A 20480-nucleotide genomic window follows, 5' to 3' on the forward strand; every position below is an offset into this window, starting at 1 on the left:
TAGAACCTGTTCTAGCATGATTCCCGGTCGGATGGAACCGAACCGGAGTTCAGCCCTGTCAGTCCTCCACCACCGAGAGTGCGGACTTGGGGCAGTTGGCCGCCACCTGCCGCAACTCCTCGACGCGGTCCGCGGGGATCTCTTCCTGAAGAATGACCAGGTAATCGTCATCGTCCAGGTCGAAGAAGTCCGGTGCCATCCCCACACAGATGGCATTGGACTCGCACAGGTCGAAATCTGCCTTGATACGCATCAGAACCTTCTCCTCACCGGCTCGTCGCCTGTTGACGGGGCTGCCAGAACAGGTTAGAACGTGTTTCAGAAACTAGACGAGCCTTACCCCCATAACTTGACCACAAGCGGGGTCGGGACGCTAGCCACAGACCCATGGAGTTTCGATGCGAATCGCCTATACCGATCAACAGTCCGAGCTCCGGCGGGAGCTCCGCGCATACTTCTCGAACCTGATGACCGAGGACCGCCGGGCAGCCCTGTCCGGCGGCGACGGAGGCGAACTCGGTGAGGGCGACGCCTACCGCGACGTCGTCGAGCAGATGGGCGCCGACGGCTGGCTCGCGCTCGGCTGGCCCACCGAATTCGGCGGCCAGAACCGTTCGATGATGGATCAGCTGATCTTCACCGACGAGGCCGCTATCGCGGGTGCCCCCGTCCCGTTCCTCACCATCAACTCCGTGGCGCCGACGATCATGCACTACGGCACGGAGGAACAGAAGGCCTTCTTCCTGCCGCGCATCGCGGCGGGCAAGTTGCACTTCTCCATCGGCTACTCCGAGCCGGGCGCCGGCACCGACCTCGCCGCACTACGCACCACCGCGGTCCTCGACGGCGACGACTACGTGATCAACGGCCAGAAGATGTGGACCAGCCTGGTCCCGTACGCCGACTACATCTGGCTCGCCTGCCGCACCGATCCGTCGACGCTGCAAGAAGGCGGCAAGAAGCACAAGGGCATCTCGGTGCTCATCGTGCCGACCACCGCCGAGGGCTTCAGCTACACACCGGTGCACACGATGTCCGGGGTCGACACCAGCGCCACCTACTACCAGGACGTGCGCGTGCCGGCGTCGTCGGTGGTCGGCGAGGTCGGCGGCGGCTGGCCCCTGGTCACCAACCAGCTCAACAACGAGCGGGTAGCCCTGTGCAGCGCGGCACCGATCCAGACCGCCCTGCGCGAAACGATCGCCTGGGCGCAGCAGACCAAGACCGGCGACGGCCAGCGCGTCATCGACGCCCCGTGGGTGCAGCAGAACCTGGCCCGGGTGCATGCGAAGGTCGAGTTCCTCAAGCTCATCAACTGGAAGATCGCCTCGGCGGCCAGCTCCGGCGGCGCACCGTCGCCGGCCGACGCCTCGGCGACCAAGGTGTACGGTACCGAGTTCGCGACCGAGGCCTACCGCCTGCTGATGGAGGTCGTCGGCCCGGCCGCGACGCTGCGTACCGGCAGCCCCGGCGCACACATCAACGGTCGCCTCGAACGCTTCCAGCGCACCTCGCTGATCCTCACCTTCGGTGGCGGCACCAACGAGATCCAGCGCGACATCATCGCCATGCTCGCCCTCGGCCTGCCGCACCAGCGTCGCTGACCCCACCCCGAAAAGGCTCTCCACCATGGACTTCTCCCTTCCCGAATCCGGTGACGACGTCCGCGGCCTGGCCCGCGACATCGCCACCTCCGTCAGCACGCACGAACGCGTCGCCGACCTCGAAGCCGGCCGCGCACCGATCGACTCGGAGCTGTGGCAGCAACTCCGCACCGCCGGGCTGCTGGGGCTCGAACTGTCGTCGGAGGCCGTCGGCGATGCCGGCGGCGACCTCAGCGTCATCGAGAACGCCCTCGTCGCAACCGAACTCGGCCGCGTGCTCGCACGCGTGCCGTTCGGCCCGCACGCGCTGGCCGCGCTGCCCGTGATCGCCGCGTACGGCTCGCCCGGTCTCCGTGACCGGGTGCTGGCCTCCGCCGCCTCGGGTGGTCTCGTAGTGTCGGTGGCCATCGAGGAGGATCTGGGCTCCCCGGCCGACTCCCCCACCACCGCGCTCTCGTCCGACGGTTCGCGACTGTCCGGCGTCAAGGTGAACGTGCCCTACGCCGAGGCCGCCGATCTGTTGCTGGTCAACGCAACCGGGCCCGACGGCATTGTCGTGGTGGCGGTGCCCACCACCGCGGACGGCATCCGGATCACCGCCACCCCGGCGACCGGACTCATCCCGACCGCACAGGTCGAATTCGACGACGTGCCGGTCGATTCCGACGCCGTGCTGGCGGATACGGACGTTGCCGACGCGCTGCGGATCCGGGCCACGCTGGCGTGCAGCGCCGAGCAGACGGGCGTCGTCGAGCGCGCACTGGAGCTGACTGCCGAATACGCCCGTGAGCGTGAGCAGTTCGGACGAGCGATCGGATCGTTCCAGGCCGTCGCCCAACGTCTGGCCGACGGGTACATCGACGCTCAGGGTCTCGCCCTGACCACCACGCAGGCGGCCTGGTTGCTGGCCAACTCGGACAATGCCGGTGAGATCCACAACGCGATCGCCACCGCCAAGTTCTGGGCCGCCGAGGCCGGCCATCGGGTCGCACACACGACGGTGCACGTCCACGGCGGAGTCGGACTCGACACCAGCCACCCGGTCCACCGGTACTTCCTGCGCGCCAAGCACAACGAGTTCGCCTACGGTTCGGCGACCGCGTCGGTGCGCGCCATCGGCACCGAGTTGGCCGCCACCCCGGCGTGAGCGTTCCGGGAGCCGTGACCCAGCGGTCGACGGTCGCCGGCCTGTTGGCCGACCTGTCCGACGTGGCTGATCGTGGTGTGTACTTCGAGGAGTCCTTCACACCCTGGGCGCGGCACCTGCACGACGCCGCGGTCCGCGCCGGCGTCCTTCGCGACTGGTTGTCACCCGACCGCCCCCCGCACGTCGGTGTACTGCTCACCAATACAGCAGAATTCGCCGCGCTGTTCGCGGCCGCGGCGCGCCACGGCTTCGTCCTCGTCGGGTTGAACACGACCCGACGAGGTGCCGCGCTCGCCGCCGATGTCGCACGCGCCGACTGCCAGATCGTGCTGTACGGCGACGACACCCGCGAGCTCCTCGCCGGCGTCGACCTCGGTGACGTCCGGGTCGTCGACATCGATGGTCCGGAGTGGTCGTCGGCGATCGATTCGGCGTCCGCCGCAGAGCTTGTCGAGCCGACTCCCGACGACCTGCTGATGCTGATCTTCACCTCGGGCACCACCGGCGACCCGAAGGCGGTGCGCTGCACCCATCGCACCTTCGCGGTCAGCGGCCCGATGCTCGCCGAACGTTTCGAGATCGGCGCCGACGACGTCGTCTATCTGTCGATGCCGATGTTCCACTCGAACGCGATGATCGCCGGCTGGAGTGTCGCCGTTGCGGGTGGAGCGTCGATCGCATTGCGCCGCAGCTTCTCTGCCCGCGGCTTCGTCGCCGATCTCCATCGCTACGGCGTGACCTATGCGAACTACGTCGGCAAGCCGCTCAACTACATCCTCGCCACCGACCCGCATCCCGACGACGCGTCGAGTTCGTTGCGGATCATGTACGGCAACGAGGCGTCGGCGGTGGACCGGCAGCGCTTCGCCGAGCGGTTCGGTTGCCGAGTCGTCGACGGATTCGGTTCCACCGAAGGCGGTGTCGCCATCACGCGCACGCCGGACACCCCGCACGACGCGCTGGGTCCCCTACGTGAACCGACGGCCGTCGTCGACATCGAGACCGGAGAACCCGTGCCGACCGGTGTGATCGGCGAGATCGTGAACTCTTCCGGTCCGGGACTGTTCGCCGGTTATTACAACGACCCGGACGCGACCGCCGAACGCATTCGCGACGGCATCTACCACACCGGCGATCTCGCCTGGGTGGACGACGACGGCTATCTGCATTTCGCGGGCCGCCTCGGCGACTGGCTGCGCGTCGACGGCGAGAACCTCGGTACCGGTCCCATCGAACGAATCCTGCTGCGGCATCTGCAGATCCGGCAGGTCGCGGTGCACGGGATACCGGTGGAGATCGGCGACGAGATCGAGGCGGTGGTCGTCGTGGACGGCGACCTCGATTCCGGTGAGTTCACCGAGTTCCTCTCCGCGCAGGACGATCTCGGCCCAAAGCAGTGGCCGCACCGCGTGCGGATCGTCGACTCGCTTCCCGAGACCGCGACGTTCAAGACGGTGAAGCGCCTGCTCGCGGCGAATCCGGAACCGCCGACCTGGCGGCGCGAAGGCCGCGCCTACCGCCCCTGACACAAACCCACCCCTTTTCCGTAGACCCACCCGGCATCCGGAATTTCTCAACCTGTCTGAGACAGGGGTTGTTTGGTTGTTCTTCTGTGGTTGATCCCGACGATGGCCGGGATGTCCGGGGCCCGGGGAGGGCGCCGGAAGCGTTGCGGGTGGGCCAGGTATCGGCGGTCGAGCAGTGTTTGGCGGTGCTGCCGCTGGTGAGCGGCGGTGCCGTCAAACACCGATGCCGGGGTGTGCCAGGCCAACCCGCTGTGGCGATGCTTCTCGGCGTAGTCGGCGAGGTATCGCGCTGTCCAGGTACGAGCGTGCTCGATGTCGTCGAACCGGTCGGGGCAGGACAGGTCGTACTTGATGGTTTTGAACAACGATTCGGAGAACGGATTGTCATCACTGACCCGGGGCCGGGAGAACGAGGCTTCGGTGTCGGCGGGTAGCTCGTCGAGCAGATCGCGCGACCGCATGATCGCTCCGTTGTCGGCGTGGAGCACCTGCGGGGCGCCGTGGCGGACGAACGCGGCAGCGAACATGTCCACCGCCATCCTGGTGTCCTCGACGTGCTCGACGCGCCAGGCCACTGGGTAGCGGGAGAACACATCGATCACCAGATACAGCTTGTAGCGCTGCCGTGATGGTCCTTTGAGTTCGGTGACATCCCACGACCACAACTGCCCAGCAGCGGTGGCCACCACCTTCGGCACCTTGCGTGAACACTGGCCACCACTGTGTCGTCCGCGACGGCGATCACCGGTCATCCGTTCGGCTTTGGCAATCCGATAGAACGTGCTCTGCGAACACGGCACCCGACCGGCATCGAAAGCCCGCCAATAGGTTTGGCACACCGATAGATCGGCGTACTGCTCGTCTTCGAGCACCGCGCATACCTGGGCACGCTCATCGGCGGTCAAGGCCCCCGGCTGCCAACGCTCACGTTGCCCGATCGGATCAGCCACCGGTGTGTAGTGCTGATAGCGGCGGGAGAGGCGATAGAACGTTGCTCGCGGTAGTCCCGCCCACGCACATGCCGCTGCGATCGTCATGCCTGCAACTGCCAGCGCGATGACCGTCTCGACTAGGACAGTCCTTTGCGCTGCAACCACTGCTGATACTGTTCGGCGCTCATCAACGCCGGCGGGATCTGTTCCTCCTCGTCGGTCGAGCTCGCGGTGATCCCGTCCATGAGCTCGATAGCTTTTCCCATGATCTCTTGAATGGCTTCGGCCTGTTCAACCTTTTTACGTAGCCGTTGATTCTCCGCGCGTAACCGCGCTAACTCGGCTCGTTCCTGAGCATCCACCCGTGATCCTTTCGACTTCTGGGCCGCCGACACCATCGACGCCTCAAAGTCTCCCCGACCACGAGCCTGCAGCCAGCCCCGCACCGTCGCCCGGCACAGACCATGCTCCCGGAGCAGCCGCGCACGGCCACCGCGTTCGACCGTCGCCGCGTCCCACAACTGCAGGAACTCGACCTTGAAACCCAACGGATAGGACCGCTGCCCTCGCGGAGTTCGGCCTACCTCGACACTGATCGTCATCACTCATTCCGTCCCCCGCACACCCCGCCAGGTGTCTCACGAACAGCCTGACAGGATGCGCATCGACGGGGCGGGTTTACGGAAAAAGGGGTGGGCCTGCGGGTGGGTCAGCGAAGCGTCTTGTTCATCCGGCCGACGGCCTCCTCGTACTCGCTGACGAGGTCGGCGATGAGGTCGGCGACCGGGGTGATCGCGTTGCAGCGTCCGACGATCTGGCCGGCCGGCATGGCGACGACGTCGGGGTTGTCGGCCGCGGAGATGCGGGCGTGCGCCTCGGCGACGAGCAGGTTCTGCAGCGGCATCGGCAGCGGATCGGGAGCGTTTTCGGCGTCCCACGCGTCGGTCCAGGCCGTCTTCAGTAGGCGCGCAGGCTTTCCCGAGTAGATACGACGACGCACCGTGTCCCTCGAAGTCGCCTTGAGCAGCGCCTGCTGCACGGTCGACGGCTTGTCCGAGCCCTCGGGTACACCGAGCTTGTACTCGGCGGCGGTCAGCCAGTACGTCCCCATCCACACGCCCTGCGCACCGAGCGCGATCGCGGCGGCGATCTGGCGACCGCTGCCGACGCCGCCGGCCGCGAGCACCGGCGCGGTGTCCCCGACCGCGTCGACGAGTTCGGGCCACAGGATCATCGAGGTGACCTCGCCGGTGTGGCCGCCACCCTCGTAACCCTGGGCGATGACGATGTCGACACCGGCCTCGACATGGTGCAGCGCATGGTCTTTCGCGCCCGCAAGAGCCGCAACCAGCACGCCGTTGTCGTGCGCGGTCTGGATGACGTCCGACGGCGGCGAACCGAGGGCGTTCGCGATCAGCTTGATCTGCCCGTACTTACGACGGTGCTCCATCGCCACGTCGACGTGCGAGCGGGCCACCGAGTGCAGCCAGCCCAGCACGCCCGCATTGACGCGTTCCTCGCCGGGCAGCGGCGGGACGCCGAGGTCGTCGAGAGTGCGCTCCACGAACGCCCGGTGCTCCGGCGGGATCATCGAGTCCAGGTCGACCTTCGAACCCTCGGTGGGGATCTTGGCGGGCATCACGATGTCGACGCCGAACGGCTTGCCGTCGGTGTTCTCGTGCATCCATTCGAGGACCTCGTCGAGTTCCTCGGCCTCGTTGAACCGCACGCAACCGAGTACGCCCAGGCCGCCCGCGCGGCTGATCGCCGCCGCGACGTCCTGACTCGGGGTGAACCCGAAGATCGGGTACTCGATGCCGAACTTGTCGGCGAGTTCTGTACGCATCTGCTTCTTCTCGTTTCCGGCGCCCTACAGCGTCTCTGTCAGATTTTCGGCGCTACAGCGCTTCGTCGGCGGGTCGTTCGGCGGTGACCGACGCGCCCCAGCGATAGTCGGGTTTACCTGCGGGTGAACGCTTGATCTCGTCGACGAACCAGACACTGCGCGGGCACTTGTAGCCGGCCAGTTCCTTGCGGACGACGTCGTTGAGACTCTCCAGGGTGGGGCGGGCCCCGTCGCGCGCGGCGATCACCGCGGCCACCCGCTGACCCCAGCGGTCGTCGGCCACACCGACCACCACGGTGTCGAAGACGTCCGGATGCGCCTTGAGCGCGCCCTCGACCTCCTCCGGGAAGACCTTCTCGCCACCGGTGTTGATCGACACCGAACCGCGGCCGAGCATCGTGATGCTGCCGTCGGCCTCGAGCACCGCGTGGTCACCCGGCAGCGAGTAACGCACACCGTGGAAGACCTTGAACGTCTTCGCCGACTTCTCCGGATCGTTGTGATAGCGCAGCGGGACATGGCCGGACCGCGCCAACACCCCGACCTCGCCGCTGCCCGGTTCCACCGGCGTGCCGTCCTCGCGGAGGACGTGGGTCTCGCTGTCGGCGTTCACACGCGGGCCACCGGTGTGCGGCGTGCCCTTCGCGACGATGCCCAGACCGCCGAAGCCGGTTTCCGACGAGCCGATCGCGTCGACGATCACCGCGTTCGGGAATCGTTCCAGGAACTGCTCTTTCACGCTCGGTGAGAACAGGCAGGCCGACGAGGCGATCGAGACGACACTCGACAGGTCGTACTCCTTGCCCTGCCCGAGGGCCTCGACCATGGGACGCCCCATGGCATCTCCGGTGATGAACACGACGTTGACCTTGTGGCGTTCGACGATCTCCCAGGCCGACGACCCGCTGAATTCGGGGTACACCACGGCTTTTCCGCCGGCGAACAGCGACTGGAAGATCGCCCACTGCGAGCCGCCGTGGATGAACGGCGGGATCGGGTACCGCACGAGCTGGCCACCCTCTGCCCCGGTCTTCGCGAGGTGCCACTCGTCGGGGATGGGTTCGCTGGTGTACCAGTCGATTCCGCCGCCGAGGACGCGCCACACGTCCTCCTGTCGCCAGACGACGCCCTTCGGTTTCCCGGTGGTTCCGCCGGTGTAGAGCATGTACAGGTCGTCGTTCGACCGCTCCTCGAAGTCGCGTTCCGACGACGACTCGGCGATGGCGTCCTCGTAGCGGATGGCTTCGCCGTGACCCTCGCAGCACAGGTCTTCCGACGTCCCGTCCTCGATGGCGATGCGGGATTCGATCGTGGGCGATTTCGGTAACGTGTTGCACACGCGCGGCGAGTAGCGGCGCTCATGGATCAGGACCTTCATCCCGGAGTCGGTGAAGATGTGCTCCAGTTCGGCCTCGACATAGCGGTAGTTCACGTTCACCATGACCGCGCGGGCCTTGAAGATCGCGATCATCGACTCGACCGACTCGATGGTGTTTCTGCTGTACAAACCCACCCGGTCGCCGGGCTGCACCCCCAGCTCGCGGAGCTGGTGGGCAAGCGCGTTGGATCGCGCCTCGAGCTCCGCATACGTCCGGCTGCGGTCGCCTGATTCCAGCGCGACGCGCTCGGGAACCAGGTCGACGGCATGCTCGATGAGATCGGCGATCGTATAGGCCATGGCTCCAAAATTAGAACGTGTTATCGTTCTGGGCAAGTGCGGAATATGACCGGGAGACAGCGATGACCACAGCCACCCCCACCGAGTCCGTCACCGACAAGGCTCCCGAGTGCCTCGTCGAGAAGCGCGGACACATTCTCATCGTCACGATGAACCGTCCGGAGGCGCGTAACGCGCTCTCCACCGAGATGATGCGGATCATGACCGAGGCCTGGGACCAGGTCGATTCCGACCCCGACATCCGGGTCGCGATCCTCACCGGTGCAGGCGGATACTTCTGCGCCGGCGCCGACCTCAAGAGCATGAACAAGAACGCCCCCGGCGACACCGTCGACTCCGGCGCCTGGAACCCCGCGTCGTTGCCCGCCCTGCTGAAGGGCCGGCGCCTGACCAAGCCGCTCATCGCCGCGGTCGAGGGCCCGGCCATCGCCGGCGGCACGGAGATCCTGCAGGGCACCGACATCCGCATCGCCGGTGAGAGCGCGAAGTTCGGTGTCTCCGAGGCTCGTTGGGGCCTCTACCCGATGGGCGGCAGCGCGGTTCGCCTCGTCCGGCAGATTCCCTACACCGTCGCCTGCGACATCCTCCTGACCGGTCGTCACGTCACCGCACGCGAAGCCCTCGAGTACGGCCTGATCGGGCACGTCGTCGAGGACGGCAAGGCCCTCGACAAGGCGCTGGAGCTCGCCGAGAAGATCGCCGCCAACGGCCCGCTCGCCGTCCAGGGCATCCTCAAGACCATCCGCGACACCGAGGGTCTGCACGAACTCGACGCCTTCGAGCTCGACGCCAAGGTCGGCGTCGCGGTCTTCAAGTCGAAGGACGCCAAGGTCGGCCCCCGCGCGTTCGCCGAGAAGCGCACCCCGGAGTTCACCGGCGAGTGACGACCACCGACCGCCGGTGAGAATCCACACCGCACTCTTCGGTCCGCAGCAGGCGGCCGAACGCACCCGGGCACTGCGGGACGTCGGAGTCGACGGGGTGTTCACGTTCGACGGCCCGCACGACGTCTTCAGTCCACTGTTCGGCGCGGCCGGCGTCGACGACGTCGCGCTGATGACCAACGTCGCGATCGCGTTCCCGCGCAACCCGATCACGGTCGCCCATCAGGCCAACGATCTCCAGCTGCTCAGCGGCGGCCGGTTCACCCTCGGCCTCGGCACCCAGATCCGCCCGCAGATCGAGAAGCGGTTCGGGGTGCCGTTCGAGCGCCCGGTCGACCGGATGGTCGAGTTCGTCTCCGCGCTACGCGCGATCTTCGACTGCTGGCAGAACGGCACCCGCCTGGACTTCGACGGCGAGTTCTACCGGCACCGCCTCATGACGCCGATGTTCAACCCGGGACCGAATCCGTACGGGGTACCGCCGATCTTCGTCGGCGCTCTCGGGCCGCGGCTGACCCGCGCGGTCGCCGAACACGCCGACGGCCTGCTGGTCATGCCGTTCACCACCGACCGTTTCGTCCGCGAGTCGATCCTGCCGCGTGTCGATGCCGGACTGTCGGCAGCGGGGCGTCGTCGTGAGGACTTCACGGTGGTACCGGAGATCATCGTGGCCACCGGTCGAACCGACGAGGAATTCGAGACCTCGGTCGACGCGGCCCGGCGCCTGCTGTCGTTCTACGGCTCGACGCCCGCCTACCGGCCGGTGCTCGAGATGCACGGTTACGGCGATCTGCAGACCGAACTCAACCTGCTGTCGAAGCAGGGCCGCTGGGCCGAGATGGTCCGACTCGTCGACGACGAACTCCTCGAACTCATCGCCGCCCACGGCAGCCCCCGCGACGTGGCTGCGACGATCCGCGCACGATCGCACGACATCGCCACGGATGTCGCCATCTACCAACCGTTCCCGCTCGCCGACGAGACACTCGCGGAGATCATGGACGGCCTCGACGAGTAGCAGCCGCCCAGGATCGCTACTTCCGTTCCAGGAGCACTACCTCGTACCAGCGCTCCTGTGGTGCAAGTAGCGATCCTTCCGCGACTACACCAGCGTCGCCAGCTCCCGGATGGTGTCGGTGTCGCGCGCGGTGACCATCAGCATGGTGACGCCCGCGGCCTCCCACTCCTTGATCTGTGCACGGACCTCGTCGGCGGTACCGACGAGCATCGTCTCGCGGACCATCTCGTCGGGCACCGCGGCCATCGCCTCGGCCTTCTTGCCGCTGAGGAACAGACTCACGATCTCGTCGACCGCTTCGCCGTAACCCATCCGCTTGTACAGCTCGGCGTGAAAGTTCTTCTCCTTGGCGCCCATTCCGCCGACGTACAGCGCGGTCGAAGGCCGGTAGCGTTCGATCGCCGACGCGACGTCGTCGGTGATGACGACCTGCACGGTGGCGGCGACCTCGAAGTCCTCACGGCTGCGGCGGGCGCCCGGGCGGGCGAAGCCCTCGTCGAGCCAGGAGTTGTACTGATCGGCGAGTCCGAGGCTGAAGAAGATGGCCAGCCAGCCGTCGGCGATCTCGGCGGTCTGTGCGACGTTCTTCGGACCTTCGGCGCCCAGCCAGATCGGGAGGTCGGCGCGCAGCGGATGCGTGATCGGCTTGAGCGGCTTGCCGAGTCCGGTGGCACCGGGCGCGTCTGCGGGATAGGGCAGCGGGTAGTGCGGCCCGGCGTTGGTCACCTTGTCGGTGCGGGCGAGGACGTCACGCACCACCTGGACGTATTCGCGGGTGCGGGCAAGTGGTTTTTCGAACGGTTCGCCGTACCAGCCCTCCACCACCTGAGGCCCGGAGACACCGAGTCCGACGATGTGCCGGCCGTTCGACAGGTGATCCAGCGTCAGCGCGTGCATCGCCAGCGACGTCGGCGGACGCGCCGACAGCTGGGCCACCGCGGTACCCAGCCGGATGCGTGACGTCGCCGCGCCCCACCACGCCAGCGGTGTGTAGGCGTCCGATCCCCAGGACTCCGCGGTGAACACCGCGTCGAACCCGCATTCCTCCGCGACCGCGATCAACTCCGGCGCGTTCGGGATCGGATCGGCACCCCAATATCCGAGTTGCAGACCGAGCTTCACTCCACTCCCCTCTCGCCGGGCCGTCGGGAATCTCGCGGCCTGACATGCATCTTGTGTCCAATACTAGAACGTGTTCTACTCAAGTTGTGAGCATGAGCGTAACGTCTCCCGCCGCCGGCAACCCCATCGCCAGTCCCGTTGCCACGGTGCCCGAGCCGAAGTCCCCGATCCTGACCGCTCCCCTGATCAACTCCTTCGACTACACCCGGTCACTGGGCCCGGTGCTGAGCCAGTTCGCGCTCGCACTGCGCGACGGCCGGATCGTGGGGTCGAAGGGCAGCGACGGCAAAGTGTCTGTGCCGCCGGTCGAATTCGATCCCGTCACCGGACGGCCGTCGACGGAGATCGTGGAGGTCTCGACCGTCGGTACCGTCACCAGCTGGACCTGGCACGACGACCCGGTGCCGGGGCAGCCGCTGGACAAGCCGTTCGCCTGGGCGCTGATCAAACTCGACGGCGCGGACACCGCGCTGCTGCATGCGATTTCGGTCGACTCGCCGTCGGACATCTCGACCGGCCAGCGTGTACACGCGGTGTTCTCCGCGGCACGGATCGGCCGCATCGACGACATCGCGTACTTCGCGCCGGGTGAGAACACCGATGCCGCACCGGAGAACACCGCCGCGGCACCGAAGGGCGCCGACACCGGCCTCGTCGTCATCCCGACCCCCGTCCGGACCGAGATCACGCACTCCGCCAACGAGGAGGAGTCCGTCTACCTCGAGGGGCTGAAGGCAGGCAAGCTGATCGGCACCCGGATCGGTTCCGGCGTCGACGAGGGTCGCGTCTACTTTCCGCCCCGCGGGGTCAGCCCCGCCGACGGGTCGCCGGCCGTCGAACGCGTCGAACTCGCGCACACCGGCATCGTGACGACCTTCTGCATCGTCAACGTGCCGTTCCAGGGGCAGCGGATCAAACCGCCCTACGTCGCGGCGTACGTGCTCCTCGACGGCGCTGACATCCCCTTCCTCCACCTGATCCTCGACTGCGAGGCCGCCGACGTCCGAATGGGCATGCGCGTCAAGGCCGTCTGGCTCCCCGAGGACGAGTGGGAGTACTCGATCGGCAACATCAGCCACTTCGCACCCACCGGCGAACCCGACGCCGAATACGAGACCTACAAGGATCACCTCTGATGACACTGCCGCCGATCGCGATCATCGGGTTCGCCCACAGCCCCAACGTCGAGGGAACCCACGGCACCACCAACGGTGTCGAGATGCTCATCCCCTGCTTCGACAAGCTCTACGCCGAACTGGGTATCGCCCGGACCGATATCGAGTTCTGGTGCAGCGGATCATCGGATTACCTTGCCGGACGCGCTTTCTCGTTCATCTCTGCGATCGACTCGATCGGCGCGATGCCGCCGATCAACGAGTCCCACGTCGAGATGGACGGTGCCTGGGCACTGTACGAGGCCTGGGTGAAGATCGCCACCGGCGAGGTCGACCTCGCCCTGGCCTATGGCTTCGGCAAGGCCTCCGCGGGTAACACCGACCAGACCCTCGCCTTGCAGACCGACCCCTACACGGTCGCGCCGCTGCACCCGGACGCCCGGTCGCTCGCGGCACTGCAGGCACGGGCCGGCATCGAGGCTGGGACCTGGACCGAGGCCGACATGGCCGCGATCGGCGCCCGCACCTCCGGCGGCTCCGTCGACGAACTGCTGGCGGCCGGCTACGTCGCGAATCCCCTGCGCCCTCACGACATCGCGCCGTACACCGATGCGGCCGCCGCGGTCGTCATCGCCAGTGAACGCAAAGCCCGTGAGCTGGTGGCCAACCCGGCATTCGTCACGGGTTGGGACCACCGCATCGACACCCCGAACTTCGGTGCCCGGGATCTCACCGTCTCGCCGTCGACGAAGCTCGCCGGTGACACCGCGTTCGGCGATGCGAATCGCGCCGTGGACGTCGCCGAGATCCACGCGCCGTACTCCCACCAGGAGATCATCGTGCGCAACGCCCTGGAGCTCCCCGATTCGGTGCGGATCAACCCGTCCGGCGGCGCGCTGGCCGGCAACTCGCTGTTCTCGGCCGGCCTACAGCGCATCGGCTATGCGGCCCACGAGATCCTCAGCGGCAATGCCGGGACGGCCGTCGCCCACGCGACGAGTGGTCCGCTGTTGCAGCAGAACATGGTGGTCACCCTGAGCGCTCAGAACAATGCGGGAGGCGGAAACTGATGGGGCACAAGAACCGTGCGGCGGTCCTCGGTACCGGCCAGACCCGTTACGTCGCCAAACGATCCGACGTCACGATGGCCGGGATGGTCCGTGAGGCCATCGATGCGGCACTGATCGATTCGAAGGTCTCCCTCGACGACATCGATGCGATCGTCATCGGCAAGGCACCCGACCTCTTCGAGGGGTCGATGATGCCCGAACTCGCCATGGCCGAGGCGATCGGTGCGGTCGGCAAGCGCCTGATCCGCGTGCACACCGCCGGCTCGGTCGGCGGTTCGACGGCGAACGTGGCCGCCTCCCTGGTCTTCGCCGGCGTCCACAAGCGCGTGCTCGCCGTCGCATGGGAGAAGCAGTCCGAGTCCAATGCGATGTGGGCGCTGTCGATCCCGGTGCCGTTCACCAAGCCGGTCGGCGCCGGCGCGGGCGGCTTCTTCGCTCCGCACGTGCGTTCCTACATCCGCCAGTCGGGCGCTCCGGAGCACATCGGCGCGATGGTCGCGGCGAAGGATCGTCGCAACGGCGCCCTCAATCCCCTGGCGCACCTGCATCAGCCGGATCAGAGCGTCGAAAAGGTCATGAGCTCGCAGATGCTGTGGGACCCCATCCGTTACGACGAGACGTGCCCGTCCTCGGACGGGGCATGTGCGGTCGTGATCGGTGACGAGCAGGTCGCCGACGACGCGGTCGCCGCCGGCAATCCGGTCGCCTGGATTCACGCCACCGCGATGCGTACCGAGCCGCTGTCCTACGCACATCGCAATGTGGTGAGCCCGCAGGCCGGACGCGATGCCGCGGCCGCCCTGTGGAAGTCGGGTGGCATCAGCAACCCGCTCGACGAGATCGACGTCGCCGAGATCTACGTGCCGTTCTCCTGGTTCGAGCCGATGTGGCTGGAAAACCTCGGCTTCGCCGCCGAAGGTCAGGGCTGGAAGCTGACCGAATCCGGGGACACCGAGATCGGCGGCCGCATCCCGCTCAACGCCTCGGGTGGCGTGTTGTCCTCGAACCCGATCGGCGCGTCGGGCATGATCCGTTTCGCCGAAGCCGCGATCCAGGTCATGAGCAAGGCCGGCGACCACCAGGTCGACGGTGCCCGCAAGGCCCTGGGGCACGCCTACGGCGGTGGTTCACAGTACTTCTCGATGTGGCTCGTCGGGGCCGACAAACCGCTCCACTGACCAGTGTTTCGTAGCATTCATACGCGCTATGTGCGTATGAATGCTACGAAGCCGGTTCCGGCAGAGCACAGGTCGCGCCGTCGGACATTCCGGTGGGACGGACGCCCAGTGACTGGTTGAGCCGTGCCCGTTGGTTTTCCCAGGCGACGGTCATCGCCAGTTCGACGATCTGCGTCTCCGTGAGGTGTTCAGCGAGGCGCCGTCGCAGGTCTGCCAGGTCGTCGCCCACCGCCGGGGTCAGGGTCATCGCCTCGGCGTAGGCGATGACGAGTTTCTCGATCTCGCTGTAGGCCGCCGAGTCCCGGTATCGCGGCAGATCCCGGATCTGCTGCTCGGTGACGCCGGAACTCGTCGCCAGCACCGAACCGATGTCGAGGCAGAACTCGCAACTCACCATCCCGGCGGCCTTCAACTCGGCGAGATCCTTCAGCTTCGGGTCCATCTTGTTGGACAGCAGCATGGCGGTCTCCACCCCGACCGTCGCCCCGGCCAGCAGCGGACGGCGTCCGATGTGCCGGATGAGGTCGGTGCGGTGCCGTTTCGCCTGCCCGAACGCGAAGATGAAGTGTCGGATTCGATGTAGCGCCCGCATACCCGTCCCTCCCATCGGCGTCGGCGGCTGCGCATGCCGCGCAACCCAGTATGTGACCGGCAGCGCCATCGCGGCCAGCCCCTCGGCGTCGAATCTTCTGGCCATCGCATCTGATCCTCGACGGACACCACCCACGACAAACACCGCGGGCGGGACAGGTGACGTGGTCACCGGTCCCGCCCGCGGCGGATCGTTGTGCGAGGTCAGGCCTTGCGCACCGAGTTGATCGTCTTCTCGACCTCCCAGTAGGCCCGGAGCGCCGAGAGGCGACCCTCCGAGTCGGCGTGATAGGTGAACACCCCGCGCGCTTCGGAGACGTGACCTGCGATGTGGGTGACGATGCTGCCGATGTAGGCGACCTCGTTCCCGCAGATGATCTCCTCGTCGAAGCGGAACTCGATGCTCTCGGTCGCTGCGATCGACTTGTCCCAGAACTCCGAGATGCGGTCGTACCCCCGGAATCCGACACCCTCCGGGTCGAACATCGAGGGGCCCACCGGATCCTGGACGATGGCGTCCGGCGCGAAGTTGTCGATCCACGCCTGCTTGTCGCGGGACTCCACAAATTCTCGGGAACGACGCCCCGCCACGACCGCGGGATGGTTCTCGCGGTCGATGTTCAGGTACGCGGGCGCCTCTTCAGCTGCGGTCACTTCGTCCCGTAGTCGACGCGGAGTTCCTTGACACCGTTGATCCACCCGTGGCGGAGACGACGCGGTGCGTCGAGCTTGGTGATGTCCGGGACGAGGTCGGCAAGCGCGTTGAACATCAGGTTGATCTCCATGCGTGCCAGGTTGGCGCCGACGCAGAAGTGCGCACCGTTGCCGCCGAAGCCGACGTGCGGGTTCGGGTCGCGAAGGATGTTGAACGAGAACGGATCGTCGAAGACATCTTCGTCGTAGTTGGCCGAGCCGTAGAACATTCCGACGCGCTCGCCCTTCTTGATGTCGACGCCGCCGATCTGCGTGTCGCGCTTGGCGGTTCGCTGGAAGGCGTTGACCGGGGTGGCCCAGCGGACGATCTCGTCGACCGCGGTCGCCGGACGTTCCTTCTTGAACAGCTCCCACTGGTCGGGGTTGTCCAGGAAGGCGTTCATGCCGTGGCTGATCGCGTTGCGCGTGGTCTCGTTGCCGGCGACGGTCAGCAGGATGAAGAAGAAACCGAACTCCGTCTCGTCGAGATGCTGGCCGTCGATGTCGGCGTTGACGAGAGTGGTGACGATGTCCTCGCCCGGATTGCGACGCTTTTCCTCGGCCATCTGGTAGCCGTAGCCGAGGATCTCGGCGTTGGCCTGCTGCGGATCCGTCGTGTAGTCCGGATCGTCGGCGTTCATCATCGAGTTCGACCAGTCGAACAGCTTCTCGCGGTCCTCCTGGGGAACACCGAGGAGGTCGGCGATGGCCAGCAGCGGCAGGTCTACGGCAACATCCTTGACGAAGTCGCCGGACCCCTTCTGCGCTGCGCGCGAAACGATCTCGCGAGCGGCGTCGTCGAGCTTCTCCTCGAGCGAATGGACCGCACGGGGAGTGAACAGCTTGGAGACCAGCTTGCGCAGACGGGTGTGCTCCGGCGGATCGTGGTTGATCAGCAGCGCCTTGGTGATCTCGATCTGCTCCGAGGTCATGTCATCCTCGAAGCGCATGATCACGCCGTTGGCGTTGGTCTCCCAGTCATCGTTGTTCTTGGAGATCTCGCGGACGTGGGCATGCTTGGAGATCACCCAGTACCCGCCGTCGTGGAAGCCACCACCCTTGCCGGGCGCCTGGGCGTTCCACCAGACCGGTGCGGTCTTACGGAGCTGCGCGAACTCCTCCACTGGGATTCCCTGCTCGAGCAGGTCCGGGTTGGTGAAATCCCACCCCTCCTGCTCCATGAACGCACACTTGCCGACGACGTCGGAAGGGCTCGTGCGCGCAGAATCCGCCGTGGTCGGCTCACTGCCGATCGGGGCACTCTGGGCCTGGGTCACGTCACACCACCTCGCTGGAGATTTAGAACCTGTTTCACTCTCATTAGACCACATTGTGACACACGCGACAGCCCCCGATGAGAACTTGTTCTAGTTTTCGGTTATCGTATCGCCCCCACCTGCAGGTCTGGGCCGAAGAGGGCGTAGTATCGACCCGGTTCCGCCGGCTACGAGGCGGTCGTCTCGACGCCGCTCGACGCGGCCGAGGACAGCCGCCGAAGGCCGCTTATGGACGCAAACATAGAACATGTTCTAGCTTGAATGAACGGCCTCGGCACCTCCGTCGAAGTGCCGTCTACACGCAGACGACGGACTGGTTCCGCCGGGTGAACGAAGGAGTGGAGATGGGCGTTCCGGTCATCGTGGAAGCAGTACGCACGCCGATCGGCAAGCGTGCCGGGTGGTTGTCAGGCCTCCATGCAGAGGAGTTGCTCGGCATCACGCAGCGCGGTCTCATCGAGAAGGCCGGTATCGACCCGGCTCTCGTGGAGCAGGTCGTCGGCGGTTGCGTCACGCAGGCCGGGTCGCAGGCGGGCAATGTCTCCCGCAAGGCGTGGCTGTCCGCCGGGCTCCCCGAACACACCGGCGCCACGACCATCGACGCCCAGTGCGGATCGGCCCAGCAGGCCAACCACCTCATCGCCGGACTCATCGCCTCGGAAGCCATCGAGGTGGGCATCGCCTGCGGCGTGGAGACCATGACCACCGTGCCGCTCGGCGCGAACGTCGGTACCAACGCCGGCCCGTACCACGCGGACTCGTGGAACGTGGACCTCCCGAACCAGTTCGAGGCGGCCGAACGGATCGCCAGGCGCCGCGGGATCACCCGCGCCGATGTCGACGGACTCGGCGAGCGCAGCCAGCGCCTCGCCCGCCAGGCCTGGGACGAGGGCCGTTTCGACCGCGAGATCCTCTCGTTCAAGGCGCCCGAGCGGACCAAGGAGGGCGAGCTCACCGGCAACATCATCGACGTGAGCCGCGACCAGGGCCTGCGCGAGACCACCCTCGAATCCCTCGCCGCGCTCAAGCCCGTTCTCGAGGGAGGCATCCACACCGCCGGCACGTCGTCGCAGATCTCCGACGGCGCCGCCGCCGTGCTGATCATGGACGAGGCCAAGGCCCGTGCGCTCGGACTCACCCCGCGCGCCCGCATCAAGGCACAGGCGCTCGTCGGCTCCGAACCCCACTTCCACCTCGACGGCCCGGTCCAGGCGACCGAGCGTGTCCTGTCGAAGTCGGGAATGTCGTTGTCCGACATCGACATCGTCGAGATCAACGAGGCCTTCGCCTCGGTCGTGCTCAGCTGGGCGCAGGTCCACAACGCCGACATGGACCGCGTCAACGTCAACGGCGGCGCCATCGCCCTCGGACACCCCGTGGGCAGCACCGGTTCCCGCCTCATCACGACCGCACTGCACGAACTCGAGCGTCGCGACGGTCAGACCGCTCTCATCACGATGTGCGCGGGCGGCGCGATGGCCACCGGCACCATCCTCGAGCGCATCTGAGTATCGGATGCCCCTCCTCGACCCGGACAAGAAGCCCGCACAACTCGATTCGCCGATCGTCGGCACCCTCATCAAGGTCGGCTCGCGGATCAACACGCGGCTGTACAAGGCAACCGGCGGCCGCATCGGCGGCACCTGGCGCGTCGGCGCGGGCCTGAAGAAGCCCGCGCCGGTGTGCCTGCTGACCACCATCGGACGCAAATCGGGTGAACCCCGGACGGTGCCGCTGGTCTACCTTCGTCGCGGCGACCAGTTCGTCGTCGTCGCGTCGCAGGGCGGCTCGGCGAAACACCCGGCCTGGTACCTCAATCTGCGCGACAATCCGGCCGTCACCATCCAGCTGGGCAAGGAGACCTTCGAGCTCACGGCGCGTACCGCCACCGAGGCCGAACGCGCCGACGTGTGGCCGGAACTGGTCGAGGTCTACGCCGACTTCGACACGTACGTCGCGTGGACGGACCGGACGATCCCGGTCGTCATCTGCGAGCCGGCGCAGAGCTAACCCCGTCGCGCGAGCTCCCGTACCGCGGCGCCGGCCCAGGCGTCGAGGACCGCGCGCAGCTCGGCGCCGGTCCGGTGCGACATTGCGTCGAGCACCATCGATTGCAATGTGCGCAAAACGATTTCGGCAATGAGGTCGAGCGCGGCGTCGTCGTAACCGTGGTCATCCCAGCTGGCCTCCAGCCGGTCGACCATCGTCCGCGCGAATCGTCTGGCGTCGTCGGACGTGAATCCGCCGACCACCGGAACGCTCAGCTTGTCGGCCCGCAGTAGCACGCCGACGTAGTCGTCCTCGGCGAGCTCCTCGAGCACTGCGGCGATGCCTTCCACGATCGCCGCGTCGGGTGAGGTCATGCCCGCCAGTCGTGTCATCACGCGTTCGAGTAGTCCTCCGACGGCGTCGAGTGCGGTCGCCGACAACAACTCTTCGGTGCCGGAGAAATAGCGATAGACGGTTTGCCGGGTGACCCCGAGTTCGCGTGCCACGTCGGCGATGCTGGTGGCCGTGCCGCGCCGGTCGATGGTCGTGCGGGTCGCCGCCAGGATGCGCGCAACCGCCTCCGCATCGTTGACGGGGACCTGGCCGCCCCAACCGTGTGTGCGCATCAGCTCAGGAGCCTACCGGCCCGTTCGAGGGCCCTGACGAGGTCGTCTCGCCAGGCTTCGAGAAGCGGCGTGGCCGTCGACTTCGATACTCCCCTTCGTCACCACTCTGCCCGGCGCCTTGCGCTCCTCGCACCTCAGTCCCGGTCAGCGAGGGTTGGTGTCACGTCCCTCAGACCAGGGAGCG

20 protein-coding genes are annotated in these 20480 nt (G+C 66.8%); 10 read left to right on the top strand and 10 right to left on the bottom strand.

Translation table 11 applies throughout. The annotated features are described in order from the left end of the window. Positions 1 to 58: 58 nt before the first annotated feature. Entirely contained in the window at positions 59 to 253 is a 195-nt protein-coding gene (locus RVF83_RS01715; protein WP_005201561.1) for a ferredoxin, read from the bottom strand. A gap of 145 nt (positions 254 to 398) precedes the next feature. Here RVF83_RS01715 and RVF83_RS01720 point away from each other — a divergent pair, with 145 nt between their 5' ends. The 3 genes from RVF83_RS01720 to RVF83_RS01730 are packed head-to-tail and all read left to right on the top strand — an operon-like array spanning position 399 to position 4277. Further along, on the top strand, positions 399 to 1604 hold the full coding sequence (locus RVF83_RS01720; protein ID WP_005201562.1) for an acyl-CoA dehydrogenase family protein: 1206 nt from the start codon (positions 399 to 401) through the stop codon (positions 1602 to 1604). 25 nt (positions 1605 to 1629) lie between these two features. Next, positions 1630 to 2751 (top strand): acyl-CoA dehydrogenase family protein, encoded by a 1122-nt coding sequence (locus RVF83_RS01725; RefSeq protein ID WP_005201564.1) that lies wholly within the window; start codon positions 1630 to 1632, stop codon positions 2749 to 2751. Next, positions 2748 to 4277, top strand: a complete 1530-nt coding sequence (locus RVF83_RS01730) for an AMP-binding protein (protein WP_005201566.1) — start codon at positions 2748 to 2750, stop codon at positions 4275 to 4277. Before RVF83_RS01725 ends, RVF83_RS01730 begins: the two co-directional genes overlap by 4 nt. Before the next feature lie 47 nt (positions 4278 to 4324). On the opposite strand, the gene RVF83_RS01735 is transcribed toward RVF83_RS01730, so the two are convergent. The 4 genes from RVF83_RS01735 to RVF83_RS01750 all read right to left on the bottom strand — a co-directional run bounded on the left by RVF83_RS01735 (position 4325) and on the right by RVF83_RS01750 (position 8733). Further along, entirely contained in the window at positions 4325 to 5314 is a 990-nt protein-coding gene (locus RVF83_RS01735; protein ID WP_051989237.1) for a DDE-type integrase/transposase/recombinase, read from the bottom strand. Positions 5315 to 5346: 32 nt separating this feature from the next. Beyond that, positions 5347 to 5811 (bottom strand): hypothetical protein, encoded by a 465-nt coding sequence (locus tag RVF83_RS01740; protein ID WP_005194716.1) that lies wholly within the window; start codon positions 5809 to 5811, stop codon positions 5347 to 5349. 107 nt (positions 5812 to 5918) lie between these two features. Further along, positions 5919 to 7055 carry an NAD(P)H-dependent flavin oxidoreductase gene (locus tag RVF83_RS01745; RefSeq protein WP_005197724.1) on the bottom strand — a complete coding sequence of 379 codons (1137 nt, stop codon included), beginning with the start codon at positions 7053 to 7055 and terminating at the stop codon, positions 5919 to 5921. Between the two features lie 52 nt (positions 7056 to 7107). Continuing rightward, the gene (locus RVF83_RS01750) at positions 7108 to 8733 is read right to left on the bottom strand and encodes an acyl-CoA synthetase (protein WP_005197726.1); all 1626 of its coding nucleotides are present in this window, start codon (positions 8731 to 8733) and stop codon (positions 7108 to 7110) included. A gap of 62 nt (positions 8734 to 8795) precedes the next feature. On the opposite strand from RVF83_RS01750, the gene RVF83_RS01755 reads away from it, so the two are divergent. Beyond that, positions 8796 to 9617, top strand: a complete 822-nt coding sequence (locus RVF83_RS01755; RefSeq protein WP_005197727.1) for a crotonase/enoyl-CoA hydratase family protein — start codon at positions 8796 to 8798, stop codon at positions 9615 to 9617. Positions 9618 to 9633: 16 nt separating this feature from the next. Next, complete coding sequence (locus RVF83_RS01760) at positions 9634 to 10635, top strand: TIGR03617 family F420-dependent LLM class oxidoreductase (RefSeq protein WP_005197729.1); 1002 nt, start codon at positions 9634 to 9636, stop codon at positions 10633 to 10635. Positions 10636 to 10719: 84 nt separating this feature from the next. Here RVF83_RS01760 and RVF83_RS01765 read toward each other — a convergent pair whose 3' ends face one another. Continuing rightward, positions 10720 to 11757 carry an LLM class F420-dependent oxidoreductase gene (locus RVF83_RS01765; RefSeq protein WP_005197731.1) on the bottom strand — a complete coding sequence of 346 codons (1038 nt, stop codon included), beginning with the start codon at positions 11755 to 11757 and terminating at the stop codon, positions 10720 to 10722. 92 nt (positions 11758 to 11849) lie between these two features. Between RVF83_RS01765 and RVF83_RS01770 the strand changes: the two genes are divergently transcribed. From RVF83_RS01770 to RVF83_RS01780, 3 genes are read left to right on the top strand one after another with little or no spacing between them, the layout of a single operon-like run. Further along, positions 11850 to 12893, top strand: coding sequence for a Zn-ribbon domain-containing OB-fold protein (locus tag RVF83_RS01770; RefSeq protein WP_005197733.1), 1044 nt, complete (start codon positions 11850 to 11852; stop codon positions 12891 to 12893). Further along, a complete protein-coding gene (locus RVF83_RS01775) occupies positions 12893 to 13942 on the top strand; it encodes a thiolase domain-containing protein (protein WP_005197735.1) in 1050 nt (349 codons plus the stop codon). Before RVF83_RS01770 ends, RVF83_RS01775 begins: the two co-directional genes overlap by 1 nt. Continuing rightward, a complete protein-coding gene (locus RVF83_RS01780; RefSeq protein ID WP_005197737.1) occupies positions 13942 to 15120 on the top strand; it encodes a thiolase domain-containing protein in 1179 nt (392 codons plus the stop codon). The genes RVF83_RS01775 and RVF83_RS01780 overlap by 1 nt, the downstream gene beginning before the upstream one ends. 43 nt (positions 15121 to 15163) lie before the next feature. Here RVF83_RS01780 and RVF83_RS01785 read toward each other — a convergent pair whose 3' ends face one another. The 3 genes from RVF83_RS01785 to RVF83_RS01795 all read right to left on the bottom strand — a co-directional run bounded on the left by RVF83_RS01785 (position 15164) and on the right by RVF83_RS01795 (position 17681). Beyond that, entirely contained in the window at positions 15164 to 15712 is a 549-nt protein-coding gene (locus RVF83_RS01785; protein ID WP_039880312.1) for a carboxymuconolactone decarboxylase family protein, read from the bottom strand. A 203-nt stretch (positions 15713 to 15915) separates the two neighbouring features. After that, positions 15916 to 16365, bottom strand: coding sequence for a nuclear transport factor 2 family protein (locus tag RVF83_RS01790; protein WP_005197741.1), 450 nt, complete (start codon positions 16363 to 16365; stop codon positions 15916 to 15918). Then, complete coding sequence (locus tag RVF83_RS01795; protein WP_005197743.1) at positions 16362 to 17681, bottom strand: cytochrome P450; 1320 nt, start codon at positions 17679 to 17681, stop codon at positions 16362 to 16364. Before RVF83_RS01795 ends, RVF83_RS01790 begins: the two co-directional genes overlap by 4 nt. A gap of 344 nt (positions 17682 to 18025) precedes the next feature. Between RVF83_RS01795 and RVF83_RS01800 the strand changes: the two genes are divergently transcribed. Next, a complete protein-coding gene (locus tag RVF83_RS01800; RefSeq protein ID WP_005197746.1) occupies positions 18026 to 19189 on the top strand; it encodes a steroid 3-ketoacyl-CoA thiolase in 1164 nt (387 codons plus the stop codon). Between the two features lie 7 nt (positions 19190 to 19196). Beyond that, positions 19197 to 19691 carry a nitroreductase family deazaflavin-dependent oxidoreductase gene (locus RVF83_RS01805; RefSeq protein ID WP_005197747.1) on the top strand — a complete coding sequence of 165 codons (495 nt, stop codon included), beginning with the start codon at positions 19197 to 19199 and terminating at the stop codon, positions 19689 to 19691. Here RVF83_RS01805 and RVF83_RS01810 read toward each other — a convergent pair. After that, positions 19688 to 20296, bottom strand: coding sequence for a TetR/AcrR family transcriptional regulator (locus tag RVF83_RS01810; protein ID WP_005197749.1), 609 nt, complete (start codon positions 20294 to 20296; stop codon positions 19688 to 19690). The genes RVF83_RS01805 and RVF83_RS01810 overlap by 4 nt on opposite strands. Positions 20297 to 20480: the final 184 nt, after the last annotated feature.

The organism is Gordonia rubripertincta, assembly GCF_038024875.1.
GTDB classification, from domain to species: Bacteria; Actinomycetota; Actinomycetes; order Mycobacteriales; family Mycobacteriaceae; genus Gordonia; species Gordonia rubripertincta.